15 protein-coding genes are annotated in these 20,464 nt (G+C 34.2%); 5 read left to right on the forward strand and 10 right to left on the reverse strand.

Annotated features, from left to right (window positions below; translation table 11 throughout):
• Positions 1 to 318: 318 nt before the first annotated feature.
• Positions 319 to 996 (reverse strand): DUF4294 domain-containing protein, encoded by a 678-nt coding sequence (locus AA089_RS12775; RefSeq protein WP_046757352.1) that lies wholly within the window; start codon positions 994 to 996, stop codon positions 319 to 321.
• A 108-nt stretch (positions 997 to 1,104) separates the two neighbouring features.
• Here AA089_RS12775 and AA089_RS12780 point away from each other — a divergent pair, with 108 nt between their 5' ends.
• Positions 1,105 to 2,193 carry a M42 family metallopeptidase gene (locus AA089_RS12780; RefSeq protein WP_046757353.1) on the forward strand — a complete coding sequence of 363 codons (1,089 nt, stop codon included), beginning with the start codon at positions 1,105 to 1,107 and terminating at the stop codon, positions 2,191 to 2,193.
• Positions 2,194 to 2,663: 470 nt separating this feature from the next.
• Here the strand turns inward: AA089_RS12780 and AA089_RS12785 are convergent, their stop codons facing one another.
• A complete protein-coding gene (locus AA089_RS12785; RefSeq protein WP_046757354.1) occupies positions 2,664 to 4,013 on the reverse strand; it encodes a RagB/SusD family nutrient uptake outer membrane protein in 1,350 nt (449 codons plus the stop codon).
• A 12-nt stretch (positions 4,014 to 4,025) separates the two neighbouring features.
• Positions 4,026 to 6,995 (reverse strand): SusC/RagA family TonB-linked outer membrane protein, encoded by a 2,970-nt coding sequence (locus AA089_RS12790; RefSeq protein WP_046757355.1) that lies wholly within the window; start codon positions 6,993 to 6,995, stop codon positions 4,026 to 4,028.
• Positions 6,996 to 7,423: 428 nt separating this feature from the next.
• Between AA089_RS12790 and AA089_RS12795 the strand changes: the two genes are divergently transcribed.
• Positions 7,424 to 7,852 carry an SMI1/KNR4 family protein gene (locus AA089_RS12795; protein WP_046757356.1) on the forward strand — a complete coding sequence of 143 codons (429 nt, stop codon included), beginning with the start codon at positions 7,424 to 7,426 and terminating at the stop codon, positions 7,850 to 7,852.
• 58 nt (positions 7,853 to 7,910) lie between these two features.
• Here AA089_RS12795 and AA089_RS12800 read toward each other — a convergent pair whose 3' ends face one another.
• Positions 7,911 to 9,404 (reverse strand): helix-turn-helix domain-containing protein, encoded by a 1,494-nt coding sequence (locus tag AA089_RS12800; RefSeq protein WP_053002381.1) that lies wholly within the window; start codon positions 9,402 to 9,404, stop codon positions 7,911 to 7,913.
• A gap of 393 nt (positions 9,405 to 9,797) precedes the next feature.
• Here AA089_RS12800 and AA089_RS12805 point away from each other — a divergent pair, with 393 nt between their 5' ends.
• Both AA089_RS12805 and AA089_RS24755 read left to right on the forward strand, forming a co-directional pair.
• Complete coding sequence (locus tag AA089_RS12805) at positions 9,798 to 11,477, forward strand: helix-turn-helix domain-containing protein (protein ID WP_156168998.1); 1,680 nt, start codon at positions 9,798 to 9,800, stop codon at positions 11,475 to 11,477.
• Positions 11,478 to 11,859: 382 nt separating this feature from the next.
• Positions 11,860 to 12,036: a hypothetical protein gene (locus tag AA089_RS24755; protein ID WP_156168999.1), complete on the forward strand. Its 177-nt coding sequence runs from the start codon at positions 11,860 to 11,862 to the stop codon at positions 12,034 to 12,036.
• 55 nt (positions 12,037 to 12,091) lie between these two features.
• On the opposite strand, the gene AA089_RS24265 is transcribed toward AA089_RS24755, so the two are convergent.
• From AA089_RS24265 to AA089_RS12820, 3 genes are all read right to left on the reverse strand, one after another.
• Complete coding sequence (locus AA089_RS24265) at positions 12,092 to 13,186, reverse strand: AbiH family protein (protein WP_082113273.1); 1,095 nt, start codon at positions 13,184 to 13,186, stop codon at positions 12,092 to 12,094.
• Between the two features lie 217 nt (positions 13,187 to 13,403).
• Complete coding sequence (locus AA089_RS12815; RefSeq protein ID WP_046757358.1) at positions 13,404 to 14,795, reverse strand: M20/M25/M40 family metallo-hydrolase; 1,392 nt, start codon at positions 14,793 to 14,795, stop codon at positions 13,404 to 13,406.
• A gap of 17 nt (positions 14,796 to 14,812) precedes the next feature.
• A complete protein-coding gene (locus AA089_RS12820) occupies positions 14,813 to 15,691 on the reverse strand; it encodes a PPK2 family polyphosphate kinase (RefSeq protein ID WP_046757359.1) in 879 nt (292 codons plus the stop codon).
• A gap of 122 nt (positions 15,692 to 15,813) precedes the next feature.
• Here AA089_RS12820 and AA089_RS12825 point away from each other — a divergent pair, with 122 nt between their 5' ends.
• Positions 15,814 to 16,992 (forward strand): hypothetical protein, encoded by a 1,179-nt coding sequence (locus AA089_RS12825; protein WP_046757360.1) that lies wholly within the window; start codon positions 15,814 to 15,816, stop codon positions 16,990 to 16,992.
• Between the two features lie 158 nt (positions 16,993 to 17,150).
• On the opposite strand, the gene AA089_RS12830 is transcribed toward AA089_RS12825, so the two are convergent.
• The 3 genes from AA089_RS12830 to AA089_RS24765 are packed head-to-tail and all read right to left on the reverse strand — an operon-like array spanning position 17,151 to position 20,464.
• Entirely contained in the window at positions 17,151 to 18,314 is a 1,164-nt protein-coding gene (locus tag AA089_RS12830) for a sigma-54-dependent transcriptional regulator (RefSeq protein WP_046757361.1), read from the reverse strand.
• 2 nt (positions 18,315 to 18,316) lie between these two features.
• Entirely contained in the window at positions 18,317 to 19,147 is an 831-nt protein-coding gene (locus AA089_RS24760; RefSeq protein WP_046757362.1) for a mechanosensitive ion channel family protein, read from the reverse strand.
• The gene (locus AA089_RS24765) at positions 19,148 to 20,464 is read right to left on the reverse strand and encodes an ABC transporter permease (protein WP_046757363.1); all 1,317 of its coding nucleotides are present in this window, start codon (positions 20,462 to 20,464) and stop codon (positions 19,148 to 19,150) included.

The following is a 20,464-nucleotide window of genomic DNA, read 5'->3' on the forward strand; positions in this document are numbered from 1 at the left end:
TACGAATGTTTTTAACGCTTTATTTTACAGCCATTTAGATACTTTCTTTTTTTTGAAATTATTCTTCTTTGGGGATTGTAAGACTGAATGTCTATTATCCGAATCTTTGTTTGTACGTTTGAAGTCTTTCCCAAAAGTGGGTTAACGATAGAGCCATTGTTGGAGCTCCTCACAAATTTATTGGGAGAGCGACTGGCGAAAGCGTGACTATCTTTCCTTTTTTAACGAAAGGAAAGATGGGAACCCCATTATTATCTTTAATTTTTTTAGATGAAGATTAGATGCTCTTTATTTATTAATGACTAACTAAAAGTGAGATTATTTCTTTTTTTGATCTTTGGACGACCATTGATCTGTTAATTCGAGATATGTGAATGGCAATGCTGAAGCTTGTTCTTCTAATTGTTTTTTGTAGAAAGCGCGCTGAAGTATGTCTTCTATGAGGTAATCTTCGTGATTTGATTCTGGATGAAATTCTCTTTTGAGAGAGATGTCGAATAAGTTCGCCGTTGTATTGTACCAGAAAGCTTTCCAACCGCTTCGTAAACGCTTTATTAGATTGAACGCTGTATCGCCCGTTTGACGATGAATTAGTTTTATGAGTATTTGCCCTTCTGTTTTTGTTAGTTTTTTGAGCTTTGCAGAGAGTTCTTCTTCTATGAATTTCTGAACCCTTCTGGTATATTTTCTACGTTTGGATTTAGAGTCAATAGAGTTGAGTCGTTCATTAAGCACCACTAACCTTTCTGCCGCCATTTTTGCATATGGATATACTTTTAGAGTTTTTCTCCTTAATATAAGGTAACGAATACGCTCTTCTTTTGATGTAAATTTTAGTTTGTTGAATATGATAACTTCTTTTAAGTCAATATGCGATCGCGGAATGGTATCTCCTTCTATTAGAAACTTTTTTGTAGCCGTTGTGTCCTGCGTCATAATTTGCGCATTTGCTACGTACGACAGAAGTACTAGTGCTATGAGGTAGATTTTTTTCATATTCTATTAAAATTCTTTCAAATTTTGTTCCAAAAATAATAATTCGTTCCGTTATAACTATAAAATCTATTTTAATATTATTATTTTCGTTTGAATTAAATTAAAATTATGGCAAAAAAGAAGATTATCAATAAAAAGTCGATGGCTTTTTTAGAAAAATATTTGAATAATGCAGCTCCAACAGGATATGAGTGGAATGGGCAGAAGATTTGGATGGATTATTTGAAACCTTATGTTGACGAGTTTATTACAGATTCATACGGAACTGCGGTCGGCGTTATTAATCCAAAAGCTAAGTATAAAGTTGTTATTGAAGGACATGCAGATGAGATTTCATGGTATGTAAATTATATTACAGATAATGGATTGTTGTACGTGATTCGAAATGGAGGAAGTGATCATCAGATTGCACCATCGAAGTGGGTAAATATTCATACTGATAAAGGTATTGTAAAAGGTGTTTTTGGATGGCCAGCGATTCACACAAGAAATAAAGGAAAAGAAGAGCCACCAAAATTAGATAATATTTTTATTGATGTTGGTTGTACCACTAAGAAAGAAGTTGAAGCACTTGGCGTGCATGTTGGTTGTGTGATTACGTATCCTGATGAGTTTCATGTATTGAATAAGGATAAGTTTGTATGTAGAGCTATTGATAATAGAGCTGGTGGATTTATGATTGCTGAAGTTGCACGTTTGCTACACGAAAATAACGTAAAACTTCCATTTGGATTGTACGTTACAAATTCTGTACAGGAAGAAATCGGTTTGCGCGGAGCAGAAATGATCACTCAAACAATTCAACCAGATGTTGCTATTGTAACTGATGTTTGCCACGATACTACAACTCCTATGATTAATAAGAAGACACAAGGAGAAACTAAAATGGGCGACGGACCTGTGATTTCATACGCTCCAGCCGTTCAGAATAGATTGAGAGAACGTATTATTGAAACTGCCGAGAAGAAAAAGATTCCTTTTCAACGTATGGCGTCAAGTCGTTCTACGGGAACAGATACAGATGCTTTTGCATATAGTAATGGTGGTGTTCCTTCTGCGTTGATTTCGCTTCCGCTTCGATATATGCATACTACTGTAGAAACGGTACATAAGAATGATGTAGAAAATGTGATTCGTTTGATTTACGAAACATTGTTGACCATTAAAGATGGCGAAACGTTTAGTTATTTTGACTAAATTGTAACGAGTATTGAGTATTGAGTATTGAGTATTGAGTATTGAGTATTGAGTATTGAAAATTACAATATATTATATTATAATGAGGCTGTCTGAAAAGCTAAATGTCCGTCAAGCCGAACTTGATTCGGTTTCTCATAATCATTGAGAGTCAGTGTAATGAGATTCTGAATTGAATTCAGAATGACGTTTTTTAAAACTTTTCAGACAGCCTTACTTTTTTTTCAAAAAAAGAACTTCTCCATGCATAGCTACATAAGAGAAGTTCCAACTAAAAAAACTAAATAATGTTTCTTTACCCTAAGTTACGCATCGGCAATTCTACTATTTAACCGTAAATTTATTCAAGACAGATCGTTAATCATTTTACATTTCATTATGATTGCACCATAATTTTTCATGAAATTGTAAAAATGTACTTTTATTAAACTCACTAATCTTTTACCAAACTACCGACACGTGCTTAGAGTTTAGTATCCTGGATTTTGTTGCGTATCTGGACAGGCATTGATTTGATTTTGTGGAATAGGAAATACCAATTCATCCGCATCAAAGGCAAAACCTTCTATGGTAAATTGTCTCCTTTTAAAATCGTGCAAGTATTGTCCTTCAAAAGCTAATTCGGCAATTCTTTCCGCTAATACACTATTTACAGTTGCTGTAATATTGGGCAATCCAACTCTGTTTCTTACCGTATTTAGATCTTGTTGTGGTGTGGCTCCAACTGCAGTTCCAAGTTCTAAGTTTGCTTCTGCGCGTATGAGTAGTAATTCTGGCAAACGCACCATTTGAATGTTTCCAAATTGATTGTACCATTTTGTCGTATAGCTTCCTATAATCATAGCAACATTCGGATTTGCATTAACTCCTCTGTTTTGTGAGGTTAAAAAACCAATGAAACCATCCGTGATTCGTACATCGCCTCTTCCACCTTGTCCACTTGGTGCCCAAAAGGTATTCATGCCATTGGTTCCATCAATTTCTGATACTTGTATGGAAAAGATATCTTCCGATGTATTTGCATCTTGTGCAAAAGCAAATCGGTATGTAGGTACTAAACTCGCGCCTGCTTCGTTAATGGCTTCATTAGCAGCATCACGCGCACCTGCGTAGTTTCCCATTTGTAAATATACTCTTGCCAACACCGCATTTACTGTAGCTTTGTTTGTGTAGATTCCATTGCTTGATGGCACTAAAGCTGTTGCTCTAATTAAATCCGTAACAACGCTGTCATATACTTGTTGCACCGTGCTTCTTGTATTACATTCGTCTGCAATATCACCTCCATTAAAAGGACTTGCTGTTGTTTTTAATACAATTCCTAAATTGGAACTTGCATTGCCGTCGCTGTATGGCTTTGCAAATAGTTTTACCAACTCGAAATGCATCAATGCACGTGCAAAAAGTGCTTCGCCTTCTACGCTATCTCTGTCGGCATCGTTTACAATGTCAATGGCTTCTAATACTAAGTTTGCTTGGTTAATTGTACTGTAACCTGTATTGAATATGTTATTGACTCTACTATTTGTGGTAAGTATTTGCTTGTTTATAATTTGTCGTGGATCATTAAATGTTCCTCCAAAATTGATTTTTCCATCTGATCCTAATAATTCAGATACAAAAATTAAATCGCCTCCAAGCAATCGTGTGCTTGACATCGTATTGTATACGCCATTGAGCGCTCCAATTACTTTTTCGCTACTGTTTAATGCGCTGCTTGCGCTTAATGTGTTTAGCGGTTCAACATCTACATAGTCTTCACATGAAAATGACAGATATGCAATGATGATTATGATATAGTGTATATATTTGTTTTTCATCTGTTTAAATTTTTAAAATCCAACTTTTAATCCTAGCGTTACTGTTTTTGCTTGTGGTGCCGAATAGAAATCTACACCTTGAAATATGTTGCTTCCATTTGCTAAAAAGTCCGTACTTACTTCAGGATCCCATCCGTCATAGTTTGTAAATGTTAAGAGGTTTTGTCCTGTGATAAAGATTCGTAAATCCGTAAGTTTTATTTTTTCAAGTAGTGTTGGACTGAAATTGTATCCAAGCGAAATGTTTCTAAGTCTAATGTATGAACCATCTTGTAAAAATCTGCTGGAAGCCGCCGTTCCGTTTCCACCAACCAATCGTGGTTGCGGAATGTCTGTATTTGGATTGTCTGGTGTCCAATAGTTCAATTCACTTGCCAATTGATTGTCAATAAAATCACCACCAACCATGAATCCGTCAGCTGCTTTGTGAATTTCGTTTCCTTGCACAAAACCGAACAGAAAGCTCAAATCGACGTTTTTGTATCGAAATTGATTCGTAATTCCTGCAATCCAATCTGGATTTGGATCTCCTAATACGGTAAAGTTTGCCGCATTCGGATTGTTTGTCGTTCCGTCAGTTCCATCGTTTAAGAAATACAATGCATCTCCATTAGCTGGATCAACACCTGCATATTCTCTTCCGTAGAAAACACCAATTGGCTCGCCTTCTATCAACGCATTCATGTATGCATCATTTGTACTCAAAATCGGTTGTCCATTAATGAGTTTGGTCACTTTATTTTTATTGGTCGCAAAGTTGATATTCGTTTCCCATTTAAAATCTTTCGTATCAACATTTACCGTATTTAGCGTTACTTCAAACCCTGAGTTTTCAATGTTTCCAACATTTGCGGAAAATCCTGTAAACCCAGAAGTTGCATCAATTGGTCGTCTTTGAATTAAATCTTCCGTTTGTTTTTTGTAATAATTTAATTCTAAATTGATTTTATTGTCTAAAAAACCAAGCTCCAATCCAATATCAAATGTAGACGTGGTTTCCCAAGATAAATCGTTGTTTGCCAATTGTGTTGGCGATAATCCTGCAAGTTTGTTGTACGCTACAGGCGAGAATAAAGCCAGACTAGGAAAACCATTGAAGTTGTTTCCGCTAATTCCGTAACTGCTTCTTAATTTCATGAAACTGATTACTTTTGAATCTTTCAAGAAGTCTTCCTCAGAAATCTTCCATGCTCCAGAGATGGCTGGAAAAAAAACACCTTGATCAAATGCCGAACTTTTGTCATATCGTCCTGTGAATCCAACGATGTATTTGTTGTTGAGTTTATACGTCAATCGTCCAAAATACGAATAGAAACCATTTTCTGTTGTAGAACCTGTCACACTTGTTGGTACTGCGCCAGTTCCTGTTTGATCTAATCCTGAGATAAAACCAGTAGCCGTTCCACCAGCATTTTCAGTTCTAGTTTTTTGTGCTTCCGTTCCTATAACAAGGTTGATATCGTGCTTTTCATTGATTTTTTTATCAATAGTTGCATAGATTTTTGGGGAGAAGGTTTGAAATCGTGTTGTAACCGTTGAACCAAATCCTCCAGTGATTTCATTTCCTTGTGTGTTGGAATTTTGAAATGCAAAAACTCTTGACGAACCTCTATCCAAGCCTAATTCTCCTCGAACAGTAACCCAATCGGCAAATTTATATTCAGTATATAGGTTCGCTAATATTCGATCTGATACTGTATTTCGTGTCGAATTTGCATCTTCTATTACTGCACTGTAATATCCACTTATAATACTTCCAACCTCATCATATCGAATTAGGTTTCCAGCTTCATCTCTAACGGGCGAGATTGGCGCTTGTGCCACCAACTGAATTGGAGTTGCAAATGCATTATCTCCAGCAACACTGTTGGTTTCTAACCTACTAATTGTAGTGCTCAATCCTAAGCGCATTCGATCGTTTACTTCGTGTTCAAAATTTAGAATTCCGTTGAGTTTTTTTAAATCGTTTCCAATGAGAATTCCTTCTTGATGATCGTATGATAAGTTGGTGTAGAATCGATTTTTTTTGTTTCCGCCAGAAGCGCCAATATTAAATTGTACAAATTGTGCATTTCTAAAGGCCAAATCTTGCCAATCGGTATCCACATCTTGTCCTTGCGACAAATCGTCTAAAATAGTGTCTGCGAAAAAGTTTCCTGTGTCATCTCCAAAAGAGTTGACTGCTGCTACTCTAAAGAAATCTCTGTATTGTGCAGCATTCATATATTCTCTGAGATTTGTTGGTTCGCTAAAACCGTTTTGAAAATCGACTCTGAATTGCGTTTTTCCTTCTTTTCCTTTTTTTGTTGTGATTAAGATGACTCCATTTGCACCACGCGAACCATATATTGCAGTTGCCGCAGCATCTTTTAAGACTTCTAGCGATTCTATGTTATTGAAATTTATATCACGTGTTCCGCCAGCAATGACCAAACCATCAACGACGTATAAAGGTTCGTTGTTTCCGCCAATGGAGTTTGTTCCACGGATGCGGACTTTGATGGCGCCGTCAATTTTACCACTTTGACTTTCTATAAAAACACCAGAAGCTTTCCCAGCTAACGCTTCTTGTACAGAAGCCACGGGAACATTGTCTAGTTCGTCCGATTTTATCTTGGTAATCGCTCCGGTGTTGTCTACTTTACTGGATTTCCCATATCCAACTATTAACACTTCGTTTAGTAAAGTAGCATCTTCTTCCATGGTAATATTTATAATCAGCGCATCTGCAACTGTTTTTTCCTGATTTTTAAATCCTACATACGAAAACACTAATACATCGCCTTTTTGACAACTAATTGTGTAGTTTCCATCAAAATCTGTTTGTGTTCCGTTCGTTGTTCCTTTGACAATAATGGTAACGCCAAGCAATGGTGTTCCTTTGTCATCTACAATGTTACCTGTAACATTTTTTTCTTGTGCTAATGCAATACTGATATTAAACAGCAGTAATAGCAACATTTTGATGTATCTCTTTTTCATTGAAATAACTTTTTTAGTTCATACTCGTTTTATTGCTAAAAAAATGATGATGAAGTTTACACGTACGAAATAGATTTTTTTAAAACAGCTAGCAATACAGTTTTAGAGCACATATAAAGGATTCAGACTATTTTTTTGCTGTTGTAAAGGAATTACAAGTAGTTGCTTTTTTGGGGAATACTTATAAAAATTAACCTTTCCGAAGCATGTTTCCTTTGCATTTACTCGATAATCGAGATTTAATATGCTCAGAAGCTTACTTCGATATTATATGTAAATTCTTATCTGTTTCTGGCAGACTTACCATGTAGTAGTTGATTTTTATATGCTTTTTTTGTGGTCAGTGGAACAAAATGAAGATTCTTTGAAGATGATTTTGATTTTTTGTAGTTTGCAAAAGTGAATAATTTACTAATGAATTGTAAAAGATGCCTTTTCCCGTAGAAGAAAAATACATACTAAATACAGCATCAGAACTGAATGTGACGTTTCCTGTTGAATTTATCAAACGAATGATGCAAATGAATGGTGGCGAGCTAATTTTAAAGAACTATGAAATTGAATTGTATCCTTTTTTTGATACGTCTAATCGAAAAAGAATCAGTCGCACGTGTAATCATATTGCTCTCGAAACAAAAAATGCTCGTGAATGGACTGGATTTCCAGCGAATGCAATTGCTATAGGTACTGACGGATTTGGAAATCAAGTTGTATTAATTCATGAAGGAAACGGAAATTTAACAGACACGATTTATCTATGGAATCATCAAACTAAAACCACCAAAAAAATTGCGGAATCAATTAATGATGTTCATAATTCGTTGTGGAAACGAATGAAAACTTTATTTAAGATATAAAGAAAGACCTTCAAATTATATGAAAGTCTTTGAGCTGATTATTTCAAGTCTATTTTCACTACGCCACGCGCACCGCTTTTTGAAATTGTGAAGGCGTCTGCGAAAAGTACTTTTTAAACGATTTGTTGAACGTTACTTTGTTATTAAATCCAACTTCATAAGCAACATCAATAATATTTAGGTTGTGATGTATGTCATTTTTCAATATTTCTGAAGCTTCTGTAATTCGATATTGATTCATTAATTCAAAGAAGTTCAATTGGAAATGCTCATTGATCACTTGCGATGTATTGTGTCGAGTCGTGTTCAACATTTTAGAAAGTGTGTCCAAATTGATATCATTTTGCTTGTATATTTTTTGATCGTTTAAAAGGTATAGTAATTCTTCTTTTAATTCGTGTGATAAACTTTTCGTTAAACCTGAATTTTTATATTTATCCTTAATACGTATGATGTAACTATTGGTTATGATTTTTGGCTGAATAAACGCCATAAAACCTATGTATAATACCATGGAAGTCATTGTCCAAATTTGAAAATGGTATAAAAATTCACTTTTAGGAATGATTCTCATGATGACTAAACAGTACACCGTAAAACTTAAAATGTACAATGATATGAGTCCAACTAAGTTTCGCTGCCATTTTTTGACACGCTCACTAATTTTAGGATTCTTTCGAATATCTCTGTTGTACATTCTAAATACAAAATACCCATAACTGAAAAGTAACACGAATTTTGTATAAATCATTGGTCGCAAAAATGATGAATAATTTATGCTACTCGTTCCTAACATGATTTTTAGTTTCTCCTCTTCTGGAAGCGCCATTATAGGAAGCAACACCATCATAATTACAATCGTTGGTATCAGATGTAATAGGTGTTTTTTCTTAAATACATAAGTATTGGTAATACTTTTAAAGTAGAAATACAACAATGGTCCATCAACAAATACAAATATAGTTGACATGAATAATACGTGTGGAAATCTGTATTTCAAATTGCAATCGTAGAGAAATAAGTGAAATATAAACAAGGAACGTATCAAAATAAAAATGCTTATAAATATAATGGCACTTTTATTTTTATTACGCTTAAAGTTCATAATTATCGCAATAAAAAAACCGACCAACGCAGAAAATAGATAGAATAAATTGTACCAAGTAAAATGCAATCGATACTTATTTACTATTTTTTGAAAGGGCGCAGCCTGTTTAATTGCGGCAAATTCACTATCGTGGATAAAGTTAAACTCATAACTTGCTTTTATATACTTTTGAGCATATAAAGCAGCTTTTTCCGCTTCACGATTTTGCGCATGTTGTACCGCAAGTGCTTTATAGATAGGAATACTATCTGTAAGACTTGCAATTGGTTTTAAATTGGTATTATCATTAGAATTAAGGGATTCTTCTGATACTACTTTTTGTACTGTTGTAAACTCCGTTTGATGGTTAGCATTGTTTAAATTGTGCCCGTACACACATATAATAGGGTTGAAAAAAACAAGAACAAATACCATCAAACGTGTCATTTGATTTAGTTCTTTCATAGCAATACGGTTTACTTAAATATACAACTTTATTCCTAAAAACAGCCGTGTTCAGGTATCTCCCGATAAAGTTTTACCTTTTTGATTATGAAATATGAGAGGAAAATAGTTGCTTTTTCTTGTTATTATTGTGTTAAATTGGTTATTATCTTTAAAAACTTTTTTTTATGTATATATTCTCAATAAGAAAAGAAAACTACTAGAATTTATATTTTTAAATAGGTTTCGTAATTACTAAAATGCTAGAAATACATCAAAATGAGAAGGTAAACGTAACAGATTTTTTAGTTTATAAGTTCAATGTATGTTCGGTTTTCATTAGTACATTTTTAGTAACTTTCCCAAAAAAGATATTTGAACCGTTTTTATCTACATAGCTATCACATCCTATTTTTGCTATTTTTTACCATTGTTTCATATTCGCAGAGCAATTCAACTTCATTTATTGACAAATACAACCAGTTATACTTAACAAATCCAGCGAATGCCATGTCGTTTTGTGATGAATTGATTCTTGCTAAAGAAGCTGAAAAAAGAACCTTTGGCTATGCAGGCAAAGCATATGTACATGCGTTACAATCAGATTTCGATTTGGCAGATGCTTCTTTTCAAAAAGCCATGCAACAATTAGAATTCGTTGCTAAAGAAAAAGCAGAAATTGAATGCTACATTTTGTATTTTCAAAGTTTACGGTATTTGGAAAGTCAAGAATTAGAAACCGCCATACGTATTTTACACAAAGCCATAAATACCTGTACAGGAAGTTGTTCTCCGTTGTTAGAAATTAAATTACAATCGGCATTGGGCAGACTTTATTCATTATCTGACAAGCTTTTTAAAGCCATTGAAATAAAAAAACTATGCTTACAAAAAATTAAAGAAGTGCCAACTTATTCAACTGATTATCAATTAAAAAAAGAATACCTAAGACAATTGGTTAGTTTGGCTTTTACATACAATAGTGTTCATATTTTTCATGTAGCGGAAGAAAACTATAACGTATATATTGATTCAGCGCAACAATACACCACATTGGCTGAAAAGTATGCTGAAAAAAATCAAATTTCGAATTATAATGCCAATCTCATTATACTAAATAGTGACATCAATTTTTATCGACATAACTATAAAGTTGCCAAAGAATATGCCGAAAAAGCGTTGGAATATTACCAAAACAGGAATCGTAAAAAAAGGACTGCGCAACTTCTTTTTGTTATTGCCGAATGCAATTATCTCTTAAAAAACTGGGATCAAGCAGAAGCTACATTCGTAAAGCAAATAGAAAATAATACGTGGACTGAGTATCAACTTTTAGATTTTGAAGCATTGTGCTACTATTATCTATTTAAAATTTATGAGCAAAAGCAACAACCTAAAAAAGCGCTCGAATACGCCAATACGTATGCGCAGAAAATTGAAGCACATCTTAAAACAAAAAACGCATCCGATGTTTCTATCAAAGACATTGTAGCGCACAAAAAAAGAAAGGAAGAAATAGATACCTATTTACAAGAGAATGCATCACAAAAAACACAAAAGTATGTGTATTTGTATTTACTTCTCGGTGCTGTTGCGATTTTGGGAACATTCATGGTTTACTTTTTTAGAGCGAAAAGAAATACGAAAAAAAATATTGGCTTGCTACATTCGAGAATCGTACAATTACAAGAAGATCTCAGCAAGCAAAACACAACAAAAGTTACACATTCGCTATCTGACGAAAATGCTTTTAAACTTATTGAAAAACTCAAAAAGTTAGAAAAAGAAGAGTTGTTTTTACAACCAAATTACACGTTGGCACTAGCTGCAAAAAAACTCAACACAAATTCTACTTACTTATCGCAAACTGTAAACAATTATTTGAATGTAACATTTGCCGAGTATAGTAATAAACTTAGAATTCACACCATTGTACAACGACTGAAAGAACAAAAGAATCTAAGAAATTATACCATAGAAGCTTTAGCTAAAGAAGCTGGTTATAAAAGTATTGGTTCTTTTAATACGAATTTTAAAAAACTTTTAAAAGTAACACCTTCACAATACCTAAAAGAATTAAAAAGAAACTATTAACGATCATTTTTATAGACTGTCAATACTTCTAGATTTCAGTATATTGAAAACTAGATTAACGCATTTAAAATCAGTTACTTACTTCTTATTTAACTATAATCAATTTTATAAAATTGACAACACTTCAATTGTTTTGATGCATAAAACTCAGTTACATTTGATTCATGAATTTTAGTCATGAGCTCATCAACAACTATTTTTAACATTGAACTCGTTTAAACTTTTCGGATTTAGGCGAAAATTAGCAGTTTTAAGTTCTGTTGACAGCTTTTTAGAGTTTCATAGCAGCGCTACGGAACGAAAAAAAGGTAAAAACAGGACAGAAAAGAGCAATTTTTTAGCAAATTAAAAAAGTTTAAACGAGTTCTATAAAACAAGTAATATGAAAAAAAAGAATTTAAAAAGTTTACAACTTAACAAGAAATCAATTTCAGAATTGGGAACTGAAAAGCTTCAAGGTGGCACAAACGCACCACTAGATGTACACGAGACGAATTGCGATTGCGATGATTTTACCTGTTGGAAAACATGTCATTGGTGCACGCGAGGTTGCTCATGAAACTGTGTAGTGAGAACAATAGAAATAACAAAGCGAACTGTAAAAAGTTCGCTTTTTATATGCTTTTTTCTAATTGCACTTGCGGTGTTGGTATTGATTTTTCAAAAGGAACAATCTTGGTTCGCATACTCGCTTTGTCGTTAAAATGACGCGATATTTCATACACGGTGTTCGTGTAGCCTTTTATGCCATTGTGATAGAATATTTTAATCGATTTGCAATGGTCGTGTTCAAAAACATGGTTCAATAAAGTACGATCAGAAAGTCCGCAGGAATGCCCAATAATGTAAATTTCATAACCTTCTACACTTCCATCTAAGAAACGAATTAAATCTTGATAATTCGATGTTTTTAGGTATTGAAACGATTTGATATGTTCAAAATAAGCATTGTTGTTTAACTCTTCAATTTCCTGATAACTCTTGTCCATTTCGTCTCCAAAACCAAAAATGATAGGATTTTCAGCACTTTCCAATTCTCCATGAATATAATTCACTTCATGATCTCTTAAATGATGAATGACTTCAGGTTCTATTAAATAATCTTCTAGTAAAGTTGTGTAATTAAAATTTAAGAAAAGTGTTTTTTCAGGATACGCATTGGGTACAGAAAATGCGCTCGTTTCTGGAATGTCCTTTTTTTTAGTTAGAAAAATATTTAGAAACTCTTTACTTGGTTTGAAATAGTATGTTTCTTCTACTTCTTTCTTTAAATACGATTCTAAAATTGACTTTAAGGTTTCAAAGTCTTTGTTGAGTTGTGCTATTTTATGTGAATTCGGACTTCGATAGCATATTTTTAACAAGCGATAATATTCAGATTCAATATCTACCCAATTGTTTTTATCAAGATTATTTAGTAGACCACTTAAAAAATTACTTTTAATATTGTATGTAACAATTTTATTATTAGAATACAAATGTTTTAATAATTCATTAATATTAGTAGCATCATCAATTCCTTTTCCCCAAGCGTGTTCGCTTTTAGAGTCAAATCTATAAATATATTCCCTTTTGACATATATTAATCCTGACGCATCATGCTTTTTCTTAAAAACATCCTTTAAATACTGCAACATAAAATCTTCATAACGCGTTGGCAAACCGTGCGCTAAGTCAAATCCGTTTCCAAGAAGTACGAGTCTGTTCATGTAAATGTGTGCTTTTTTTAACCATAAAAAGTTGTTAGTCAAAAATTTCGTCATGAATCAAGTTCAGAATGACGCATTCTAAAACTTTTAATCATTGTTCATTTCGAGCGCAGTCGAGAACTACTAAACTCTAACTATCAAAGCATTTCGACTGCGCTCAATGTGACAACTGTTATAATTGTAGTTTTTCAGAATTTTTATCTAAAAATAAATACCTCTATCCTTTTATCTTCTTCGATGTTACGGTTCCGTATTTGTCAAATAAATATACCAAAGAAGTCATCGTAGCTGCGCCCAATTCCAATTCACGCTTGTTAACCGCATCAAACGTATCATTGGAAGCATGATGATGATCAAAATAACGTTGCGAATCTGGTCGTAAACCAGCCAATACAATTTGATCGTCTTTTAACGGACCAATGTCTGCGCCACTTCCGCCTTTTTCAAAATAGTGAATCAAATACGGCTTGAATAATGCTTTCCAGCTTTCCACTTGTGCAAAGTTTTCATCCGAACAGTCAAATGAAAATCCTCTCGGTGTAAATCCGCCTGCGTCACTTTCCAACGCAAATACATGCTTTTCGCCTTTCTTTTTGGCTACTTCGGCATATTTTCGTCCACCACGCAATCCGTTTTCTTCATTCATAAACAAAACAACTCTGATGGTACGTTTTGGTTTATATCCTGTTTCTTTCATCAAACGCAATACTTCCATGCTTTGTACTACGCCAGCGCCATCATCGTGCGAACCGTCTCCTAAATCCCACGAATCTAAATGTCCGCCAACAATAATGATTTCATTTGGAAATTCGCTTCCCGTAATTTCTCCAATAACATTATGTGATTTTACATCGTCAAATTGTTTGCAATGCATTGTAAATGCAAATTTTGTACTTGGATCTTTTTGTAATTGTTTGCTCAATTGCTCCGCAGCATTGGTACTAATTGCCGCCGCAGGAATTCTGTCTTTTACCGCAACATCTTCATATCCCATGCTTCCTGTATGTGGATAATCGTCCATACGCAAATTCATAGAACGTACAATAACACCAACAGCGCCATATTTTAAGGCTTCTTTTGCGCCAGAATAACGTTGATCTACACAACCGCCGTACGCTTCAAATGTACTGATCAAGTCCGCTTGCATCGGTCGGTTGTAAAAAACAATTTTCCCTTGAATTTTATCTTTTCCTAACTTTTCTAAATCGTCCAATCCTTGTACTTCGATCACGTTTGCTTCAATGCCACCTTCTTTAGTTGCCACAGAACCGCCCAAAGCACAAATAGGAACTTCTACTTTTTCACTATTTATTACAATGTATCCTTCTTCCGCGTCGCCACGTTCCCACTTTGGCACCATGACTTCTTGTAACCAAACTTTATCCAAGCCTAATTTTTCAAGTTCTGCTTTTGTGTATTGTACAGCTTTTGCAGCGTTTTTTGAACCTGACAATCTTCCGCCAATTTCATTAGATAAATGATCGAGCCATACATAGCTTTTTCCATTTACTAAAGAAGTGGAGTATACACTTTTGAGTTGTTTTTCATCTGCATTTTGTGCAAAACTAATGGCACAAGCTAACAGAAATAACATGGTAAGTTTCTTCATTTTAAGTAATATTAGGTTTATTCAGATTCAAGTTGTTGTTTGTACAATTCAAGATTTGCTTTGATATCATCGTCCAATTCAGGTTCTTCAATGTCTGAATATTCTTTTAACGTATCATAAATTATTTTTGCTACGATGTAACGCGCCGTTGGCTTGTCGTCCGCAGGAATGGTAAACCAAGGTGCATGTGGCTTGCTGGTTTTGTTGACTGCATCTTCGTAACATTCTTGGTATTTGTCCCAAAGTTTGCGCTCTTTTAGATCGCCTGGTGAAAATTTCCAGTTTTTTTCTTTGAGTTCTAAACGACGTAACAAACGATTTTTTTGTTCCTCCTTGGAGAGATTTAAGAAAAATTTGAAAATAATCGTTCCATTGTCAGCAATGTGCTTTTCAAAGTTGTTGATTTGCTCAAAACGTTTTGCCCAAAATTCATCATTTATATCATCTACACTTTCGATACCAGGAATATTTTCTCCCATAATATAATAAGGATGTACACGTGTCACTAATACATTTTCGTAATGTGTTCTGTTGAAAATAGAAAATTTCCCTCTAGCGGGCAATGCGATATAATGTCTCCACAAATAATCGTGTTTGCGTTCTAATTCGGTAGGAACTTTGAAACTATGCACCACAATTCCGCGTGTATTGAAGTCTTTAAAAACTTCACGAATCAAACTATCTTTTCCCGCAGTATCCATTCCTTGCAAACAAATCAACACCGCATATTTTCCGTGTGCGTACAAGGTATCTTGCAGTTTCCCTAAATCTTCACGAACGTCTTCTAGTTCTTTTTTGATTTCTTTTTTAGATGCTCCAAGATCAAATTTGGTGCTTGTTTCACTAAGTTTTATAGGTTTTGTGACTTTAAACGTATTTGTGTCAAAATGCTCCATGCGTTACTATTTTTCTTTGAAGGCTAAATATACGGATTGTCGCTCACTTTTTTTGTAGTTTAGCCGCTTCAAATTATGAGTATTGCATTATGAAGTGTAAAAAGTTATTTTTTATAGTATGTATGTGTTTGAATTTCATTGGTTTTGCACAAAACGACCAAGATTCGATTCCTGCATTTACTAAAAATGGAATTTCAAAACCAAGTATTGTTTCTACCAATCCATTTGGAATTTTTATTTCCCGTTTGAACCATAATTTTAAATTGAAAGCTGCGCGACGTACAACCTTGAGTATTAATTTAGAAAGTGGAAATGTTTGGGGACCGAATGTAAAAACCTTTATTCCTACTGATGAAGCGTTGCGCGAACAAATGCGAGGAATTCCTTGGTTTAGCCGTCAATCGTTTGTAAACGAAGAACAAATTGATGCCGAAATGTATGAAATTGAAACCGACGGAGTTATTAAAGGTTTGCGTGTTGATTTGACAGTTCCGACCGCAAAGAATCAAGAATTGGTTGTTGGATTGAGAGCTTTTATGCTAACGAATGGAAAGTTTCCATTTTCAACCTTTACCAATGATTCTTTTATTGAGTTTTTTCATGATAATATTGCTGGTGGAAGCGATCCGTTTGACCGAAAAGTGTTTGGTTTGGACAAAGCAAGTATTAAATATACAGATAGAAACGGACGTCGTTTGAATGCTGGAAATGGCGATTTTTTAACCGCTGGAATTGAAACGCATTATTATTATTATCCAGAATTTTTAAATGATAAGAAGGTTTTCTTAAATTTTGGAGCGCATTTAGGCACAAATCTTTCCAAGTATAATATGTCTATGGATGTTGGATTGTCTGCCGCTGGTGTAAAACAATTTGATATTAATGATCGTAATTTTGTATTGTTTGGTTTAGGAACGAATGTACTTCGTAAAAATGCTGTTGATTTACAAAACGACAATCTCGATTTTGGAACGAATGATTTTATCGGAAGTTTGGAAACAACTGTTGAATATACCTTTTTATCGAAGGGAAAAACGTTCCATTCTTTTGGTTTGAGTTTTTATGTTCAGACAAGTTTACACAAAAAAGCGGAAGATGAGTATAATATTTATATCCGAGATGATGAAGCGTTTAATTCTTGGGGACATGGAACGCGTCATTTGTATAAGAATAATAATTATTGGACGTTGCTATACACATTTACACGAAAGGTTTCGACTTCTTTTTATATTCAACAAGATTTTACCGTAAATAACAATCCTGATTTACAAACAGGAATTAGTGTGAAGTTTGGAATTTAGACGATTTGATTGCTTCGCTTTTAGATGTTGGACCGCTTTGCCATTAGATCTGTTTTTCTAATGATAAATTTCAATTCTTCAATCTTTTAATCTTTTAATCTTTCAATCTTTCAATCTTTTTATAAAAAAAACCAACTCATAAAGTTGGCTCTTGTGTTTTATTTCGATGCAAATAACTTGACATCTTCTTCTGTGACTTCTTTTCCACCGAGAATGATGAGTCGTTCTACAACGTTTCGAAGTTCTCTAATGTTTCCTGTCCAATCGTATTCTTGTAACAATTTGATTGCTTTGTCGGAAAATTTCTTGGCTGCAGTTCCTTGTTCTGTTGAAATTTTCTTAGCAAAGTAGTTTATCAATAACGGAATGTCTTCTCTCCTATCATTTAACGCTGGAACTTTGATTAAGATAACTGCTAATCTGTGGTATAAATCTTCACGAAATTTTCCGTCTGCAATTTCCTTTTTTAAGTCTTTATTGGTTGCTGCAACGACACGCACATTCACTTTGATGTCTTTGTCGCTTCCTACGCGCTGTACTTTACTTTCTTGTAATGCTCGTAATACTTTTGCTTGCGCTGAAAGACTCATATCTCCAATTTCATCTAAGAAAATTGTTCCACCATTTGCTGCTTCAAACTTTCCTGCTCTGTCTTTGTTTGCGCTTGTAAATGCACCTTTTACATGTCCAAAAAGTTCACTTTCTATCAACTCGCTTGGAATTGCTGCACAATTGACTTCGATCATCGGACCTTTACTGCGGTCACTTTTTTGGTGTAACCAATGGGAAACTAATTCTTTCCCAGTTCCGTTTGGACCTGTAATTAATACACGAGCATCCGTTGGCGCAACTTTTTCAATCATGTCTTTGATTTGCTGAATTGCATCCGAATCGCCAATCATTTCATAGTTTTTGCTGACTTTCTTTTTGAGTCGTTTGTTTTCAACAACCAATTCTTTTTTGTCGAGCGCATTTCGTACCGTATTTAGTAATCTGTTTAAATCGGGCGGTTTTGAAATATAGTCAAATGCACCTAAACGCATCGTATTTACAGCCGTATCCAAGTCGCCATGACCAGAAATCATCACAAAAGGTGTTTCGGGTTTTATCTTTTTAGCAGCTTCTAAAACTTCAACTCCATCCATTTTTGGCATTTTAATGTCACATAATACCAAATCATAATCTTCTTTTTTGACCAATTCTATACCGACCAATCCGTCTTCTGCTTCTGAAACTTCATACGTATCATTTTCTTCCGACAAGATTTTTACCAATACTCTTCGGATTGCCGATTCATCTTCTATTACTAATATTTTAGGCATATTTATTTCTTATTTTCTATAATATGAATATCTCTTTGTGGAAATGGAATTTTTATATCATTCTCTCTAAATAATGTATCAACTTCAAATCGCAAGTCGCTTTCCACTACAAATGCTTTAAAACTATCCATGACAGTAAATACCAATTTGAAATCAAGAGAGCTATCTCCAAAGTTAGTAAAAAGCACTGTGGGTTCTGGATTTTTTATTACTTCTTTATGATTTGTTGCGGCTTGAATTAGTAGTTTCTTTACCAAGTTTACATCACTTCCATACGCAACACCAACCGTAATACTTTCGCGTGTAGTTACGCCATTTTGTGTCCAATTGTACAAACTATTGGTCAGGTATAAATGATTCGGAATGATCAGTACTTTGTTGTCAATAGTGACAGCTCTTGTCGTTCTGAGTTTTATTTCTTCTACACGACCAACTTTACCTTCTATTTCAATGATGTCACCTACAAATACCGTTTGATCTATGAGAATAAAAATTCCTGAAATGATGTCTTGAAATAAGGTTTGTAGTGCTAAACCAATTCCGATTAGTAAAGCGGCGGAAGCGGCAAAAATTCCTGTAACATTGACACCAACTGCATTTAACGTAATTAGGACAATCACTACATAAGTAAACCATCTTGTATATGAAAAGACGGCTCTGAATTTTAATTTTCCGTCTTCGTTTAGCTTTTTCGTTACCAAACGTTGAAACAGCTTTATGATTACATTCGCAATGAATAGAACAGATAAAAGAATTAAAATACTTTTAACGCTAATTTCAATCTCTTTGGTGAGTTCAAAAGATTGGTTAAGTATGTTATTGAGTTCTTCCATTTAGTATTTTAGCCACTTAAATATTTCCTTGTAGCTTGGTTTTTTACCGTACATTAAAATTCCAACACGGTATATTTTTGAAGCAAACCAAACAGTTCCTGTAAAGGTAATATATAATATGGCAACTGAAAGTAATTGTTGCCAAATTGGTACTCCAAACGGAATTCGCATCAACATTACTACAGGCGATGTAAACGGAATATATGAAAATACGGTAGCAACTACGCCATGTGGATCTTCTAATACGGTAAATCCTCCAACATATACGGCTAATACTAGCGGCATAATGATTGGCATCATAAATTGTTGCGTATCAGTTTCGTTATCTACCGCTGCGCCAATGGCTGCGTATAACGAACTATATAGTAAATATCCACCAATGAAAAAGATAAAGAAAGCTACGACTAAGTTTCCAAGCGGTAAACTTTGAAAGATTTCTGCAATTTTTACCTCCGCAGATAACTCAGAAGCTTGTTGCAAAGTGCCTTGTTGTTCCATCACTTGTGCTTGTGCGGCCATTAGATCAACTCCAAAGATTGCAGAAAAAACAACAATAGCAATTCCTCCTAAAATAACCCACATGATAAATTGAGTAACGCCTGCTAGTGAAGTCCCAATGATTTTTCCCATGAGCAATTGTACAGGTTTTACAGAAGAAATAATGACCTCAATAATTCGGTTTGTTTTTTCTTCAATGACACTTCTCATAATCATATTTCCATAGATAATGATGAACATGAAAAGTAGATAACCTGCGGCCAATCCGAAACCTAATTTGGAATAGTTGACGTATTTTGAGGAACGTTCGCCTGTAAAACTTTCTTGCATAATTGTTACGTCCATCTTTGAATCGTTGACCAAAGCAATGTCGACGCCATTATTCAGAAAAGCTTCATCTGTGAGTTTTTTTCCAAGTTTTCGTTCCAGCCGTGATATAAAAGTAACCGATGGAGAATCTTCTGAAAAGAATTTTATATGTGTAGAAATGTCTTTGATATCCGCTTGCGGCGCAATGTGCAGTAAACCATATTCTTCCTTAGCTTCTACCAGCTTTTTGGCTTCTTCAAGCGTAATTCCCGTTAGGATATTGTATTTTGTATTAGAATCTTCGCTATTTGTAAATATACTCGCAACTTTTCCAGTTTCATCCAAGATAGAAATTGTACGTTCTTTGCTACTGTTTAACTGTGTTAGGTAGAAAATTAAGGTTCCTAAACCAATCATGATTAATGGACTTAAAAATGTCATTATGATGAATGATTTGTTTCTAACTTTCGTTAAATATTCTCTTTTGATAATTAGTGGTAAGTGATTCAT

Source organism: Kordia jejudonensis (assembly GCF_001005315.1).
Classification (GTDB): domain Bacteria; phylum Bacteroidota; class Bacteroidia; order Flavobacteriales; family Flavobacteriaceae; genus Kordia; species Kordia jejudonensis.

Coding starts and splice junctions, on each gene's coding strand:
- AA089_RS12795 (WP_046757356.1), top strand. CDS start 7,424: ATGCCTTTTCCCGTAGAAGAAAAATACATACTAAATACAGCATCAGAA.
- AA089_RS12825 (WP_046757360.1), top strand. CDS start 15,814: ATGTGTTTGAATTTCATTGGTTTTGCACAAAACGACCAAGATTCGATT.
- AA089_RS24265 (WP_082113273.1), bottom strand. CDS start 13,186: ATGAACAGACTCGTACTTCTTGGAAACGGATTTGACTTAGCGCACGGT.
- AA089_RS12780 (WP_046757353.1), top strand. CDS start 1,105: ATGGCAAAAAAGAAGATTATCAATAAAAAGTCGATGGCTTTTTTAGAA.
- AA089_RS24760 (WP_046757362.1), bottom strand. CDS start 19,147: ATGGAAGAACTCAATAACATACTTAACCAATCTTTTGAACTCACCAAA.
- AA089_RS12790 (WP_046757355.1), bottom strand. CDS start 6,995: ATGAAAAAGAGATACATCAAAATGTTGCTATTACTGCTGTTTAATATC.
- AA089_RS24765 (WP_046757363.1), bottom strand. CDS start 20,464: ATGAATCACTTACCACTAATTATCAAAAGAGAATATTTAACGAAAGTT.
- AA089_RS12785 (WP_046757354.1), bottom strand. CDS start 4,013: ATGAAAAACAAATATATACACTATATCATAATCATCATTGCATATCTG.
- AA089_RS12820 (WP_046757359.1), bottom strand. CDS start 15,691: ATGGAGCATTTTGACACAAATACGTTTAAAGTCACAAAACCTATAAAA.
- AA089_RS12830 (WP_046757361.1), bottom strand. CDS start 18,314: ATGCCTAAAATATTAGTAATAGAAGATGAATCGGCAATCCGAAGAGTA.
- AA089_RS24755 (WP_156168999.1), top strand. CDS start 11,860: ATGAAAAAAAAGAATTTAAAAAGTTTACAACTTAACAAGAAATCAATT.
- AA089_RS12775 (WP_046757352.1), bottom strand. CDS start 996: ATGAAAAAAATCTACCTCATAGCACTAGTACTTCTGTCGTACGTAGCA.
- AA089_RS12800 (WP_053002381.1), bottom strand. CDS start 9,404: ATGAAAGAACTAAATCAAATGACACGTTTGATGGTATTTGTTCTTGTT.
- AA089_RS12815 (WP_046757358.1), bottom strand. CDS start 14,795: ATGAAGAAACTTACCATGTTATTTCTGTTAGCTTGTGCCATTAGTTTT.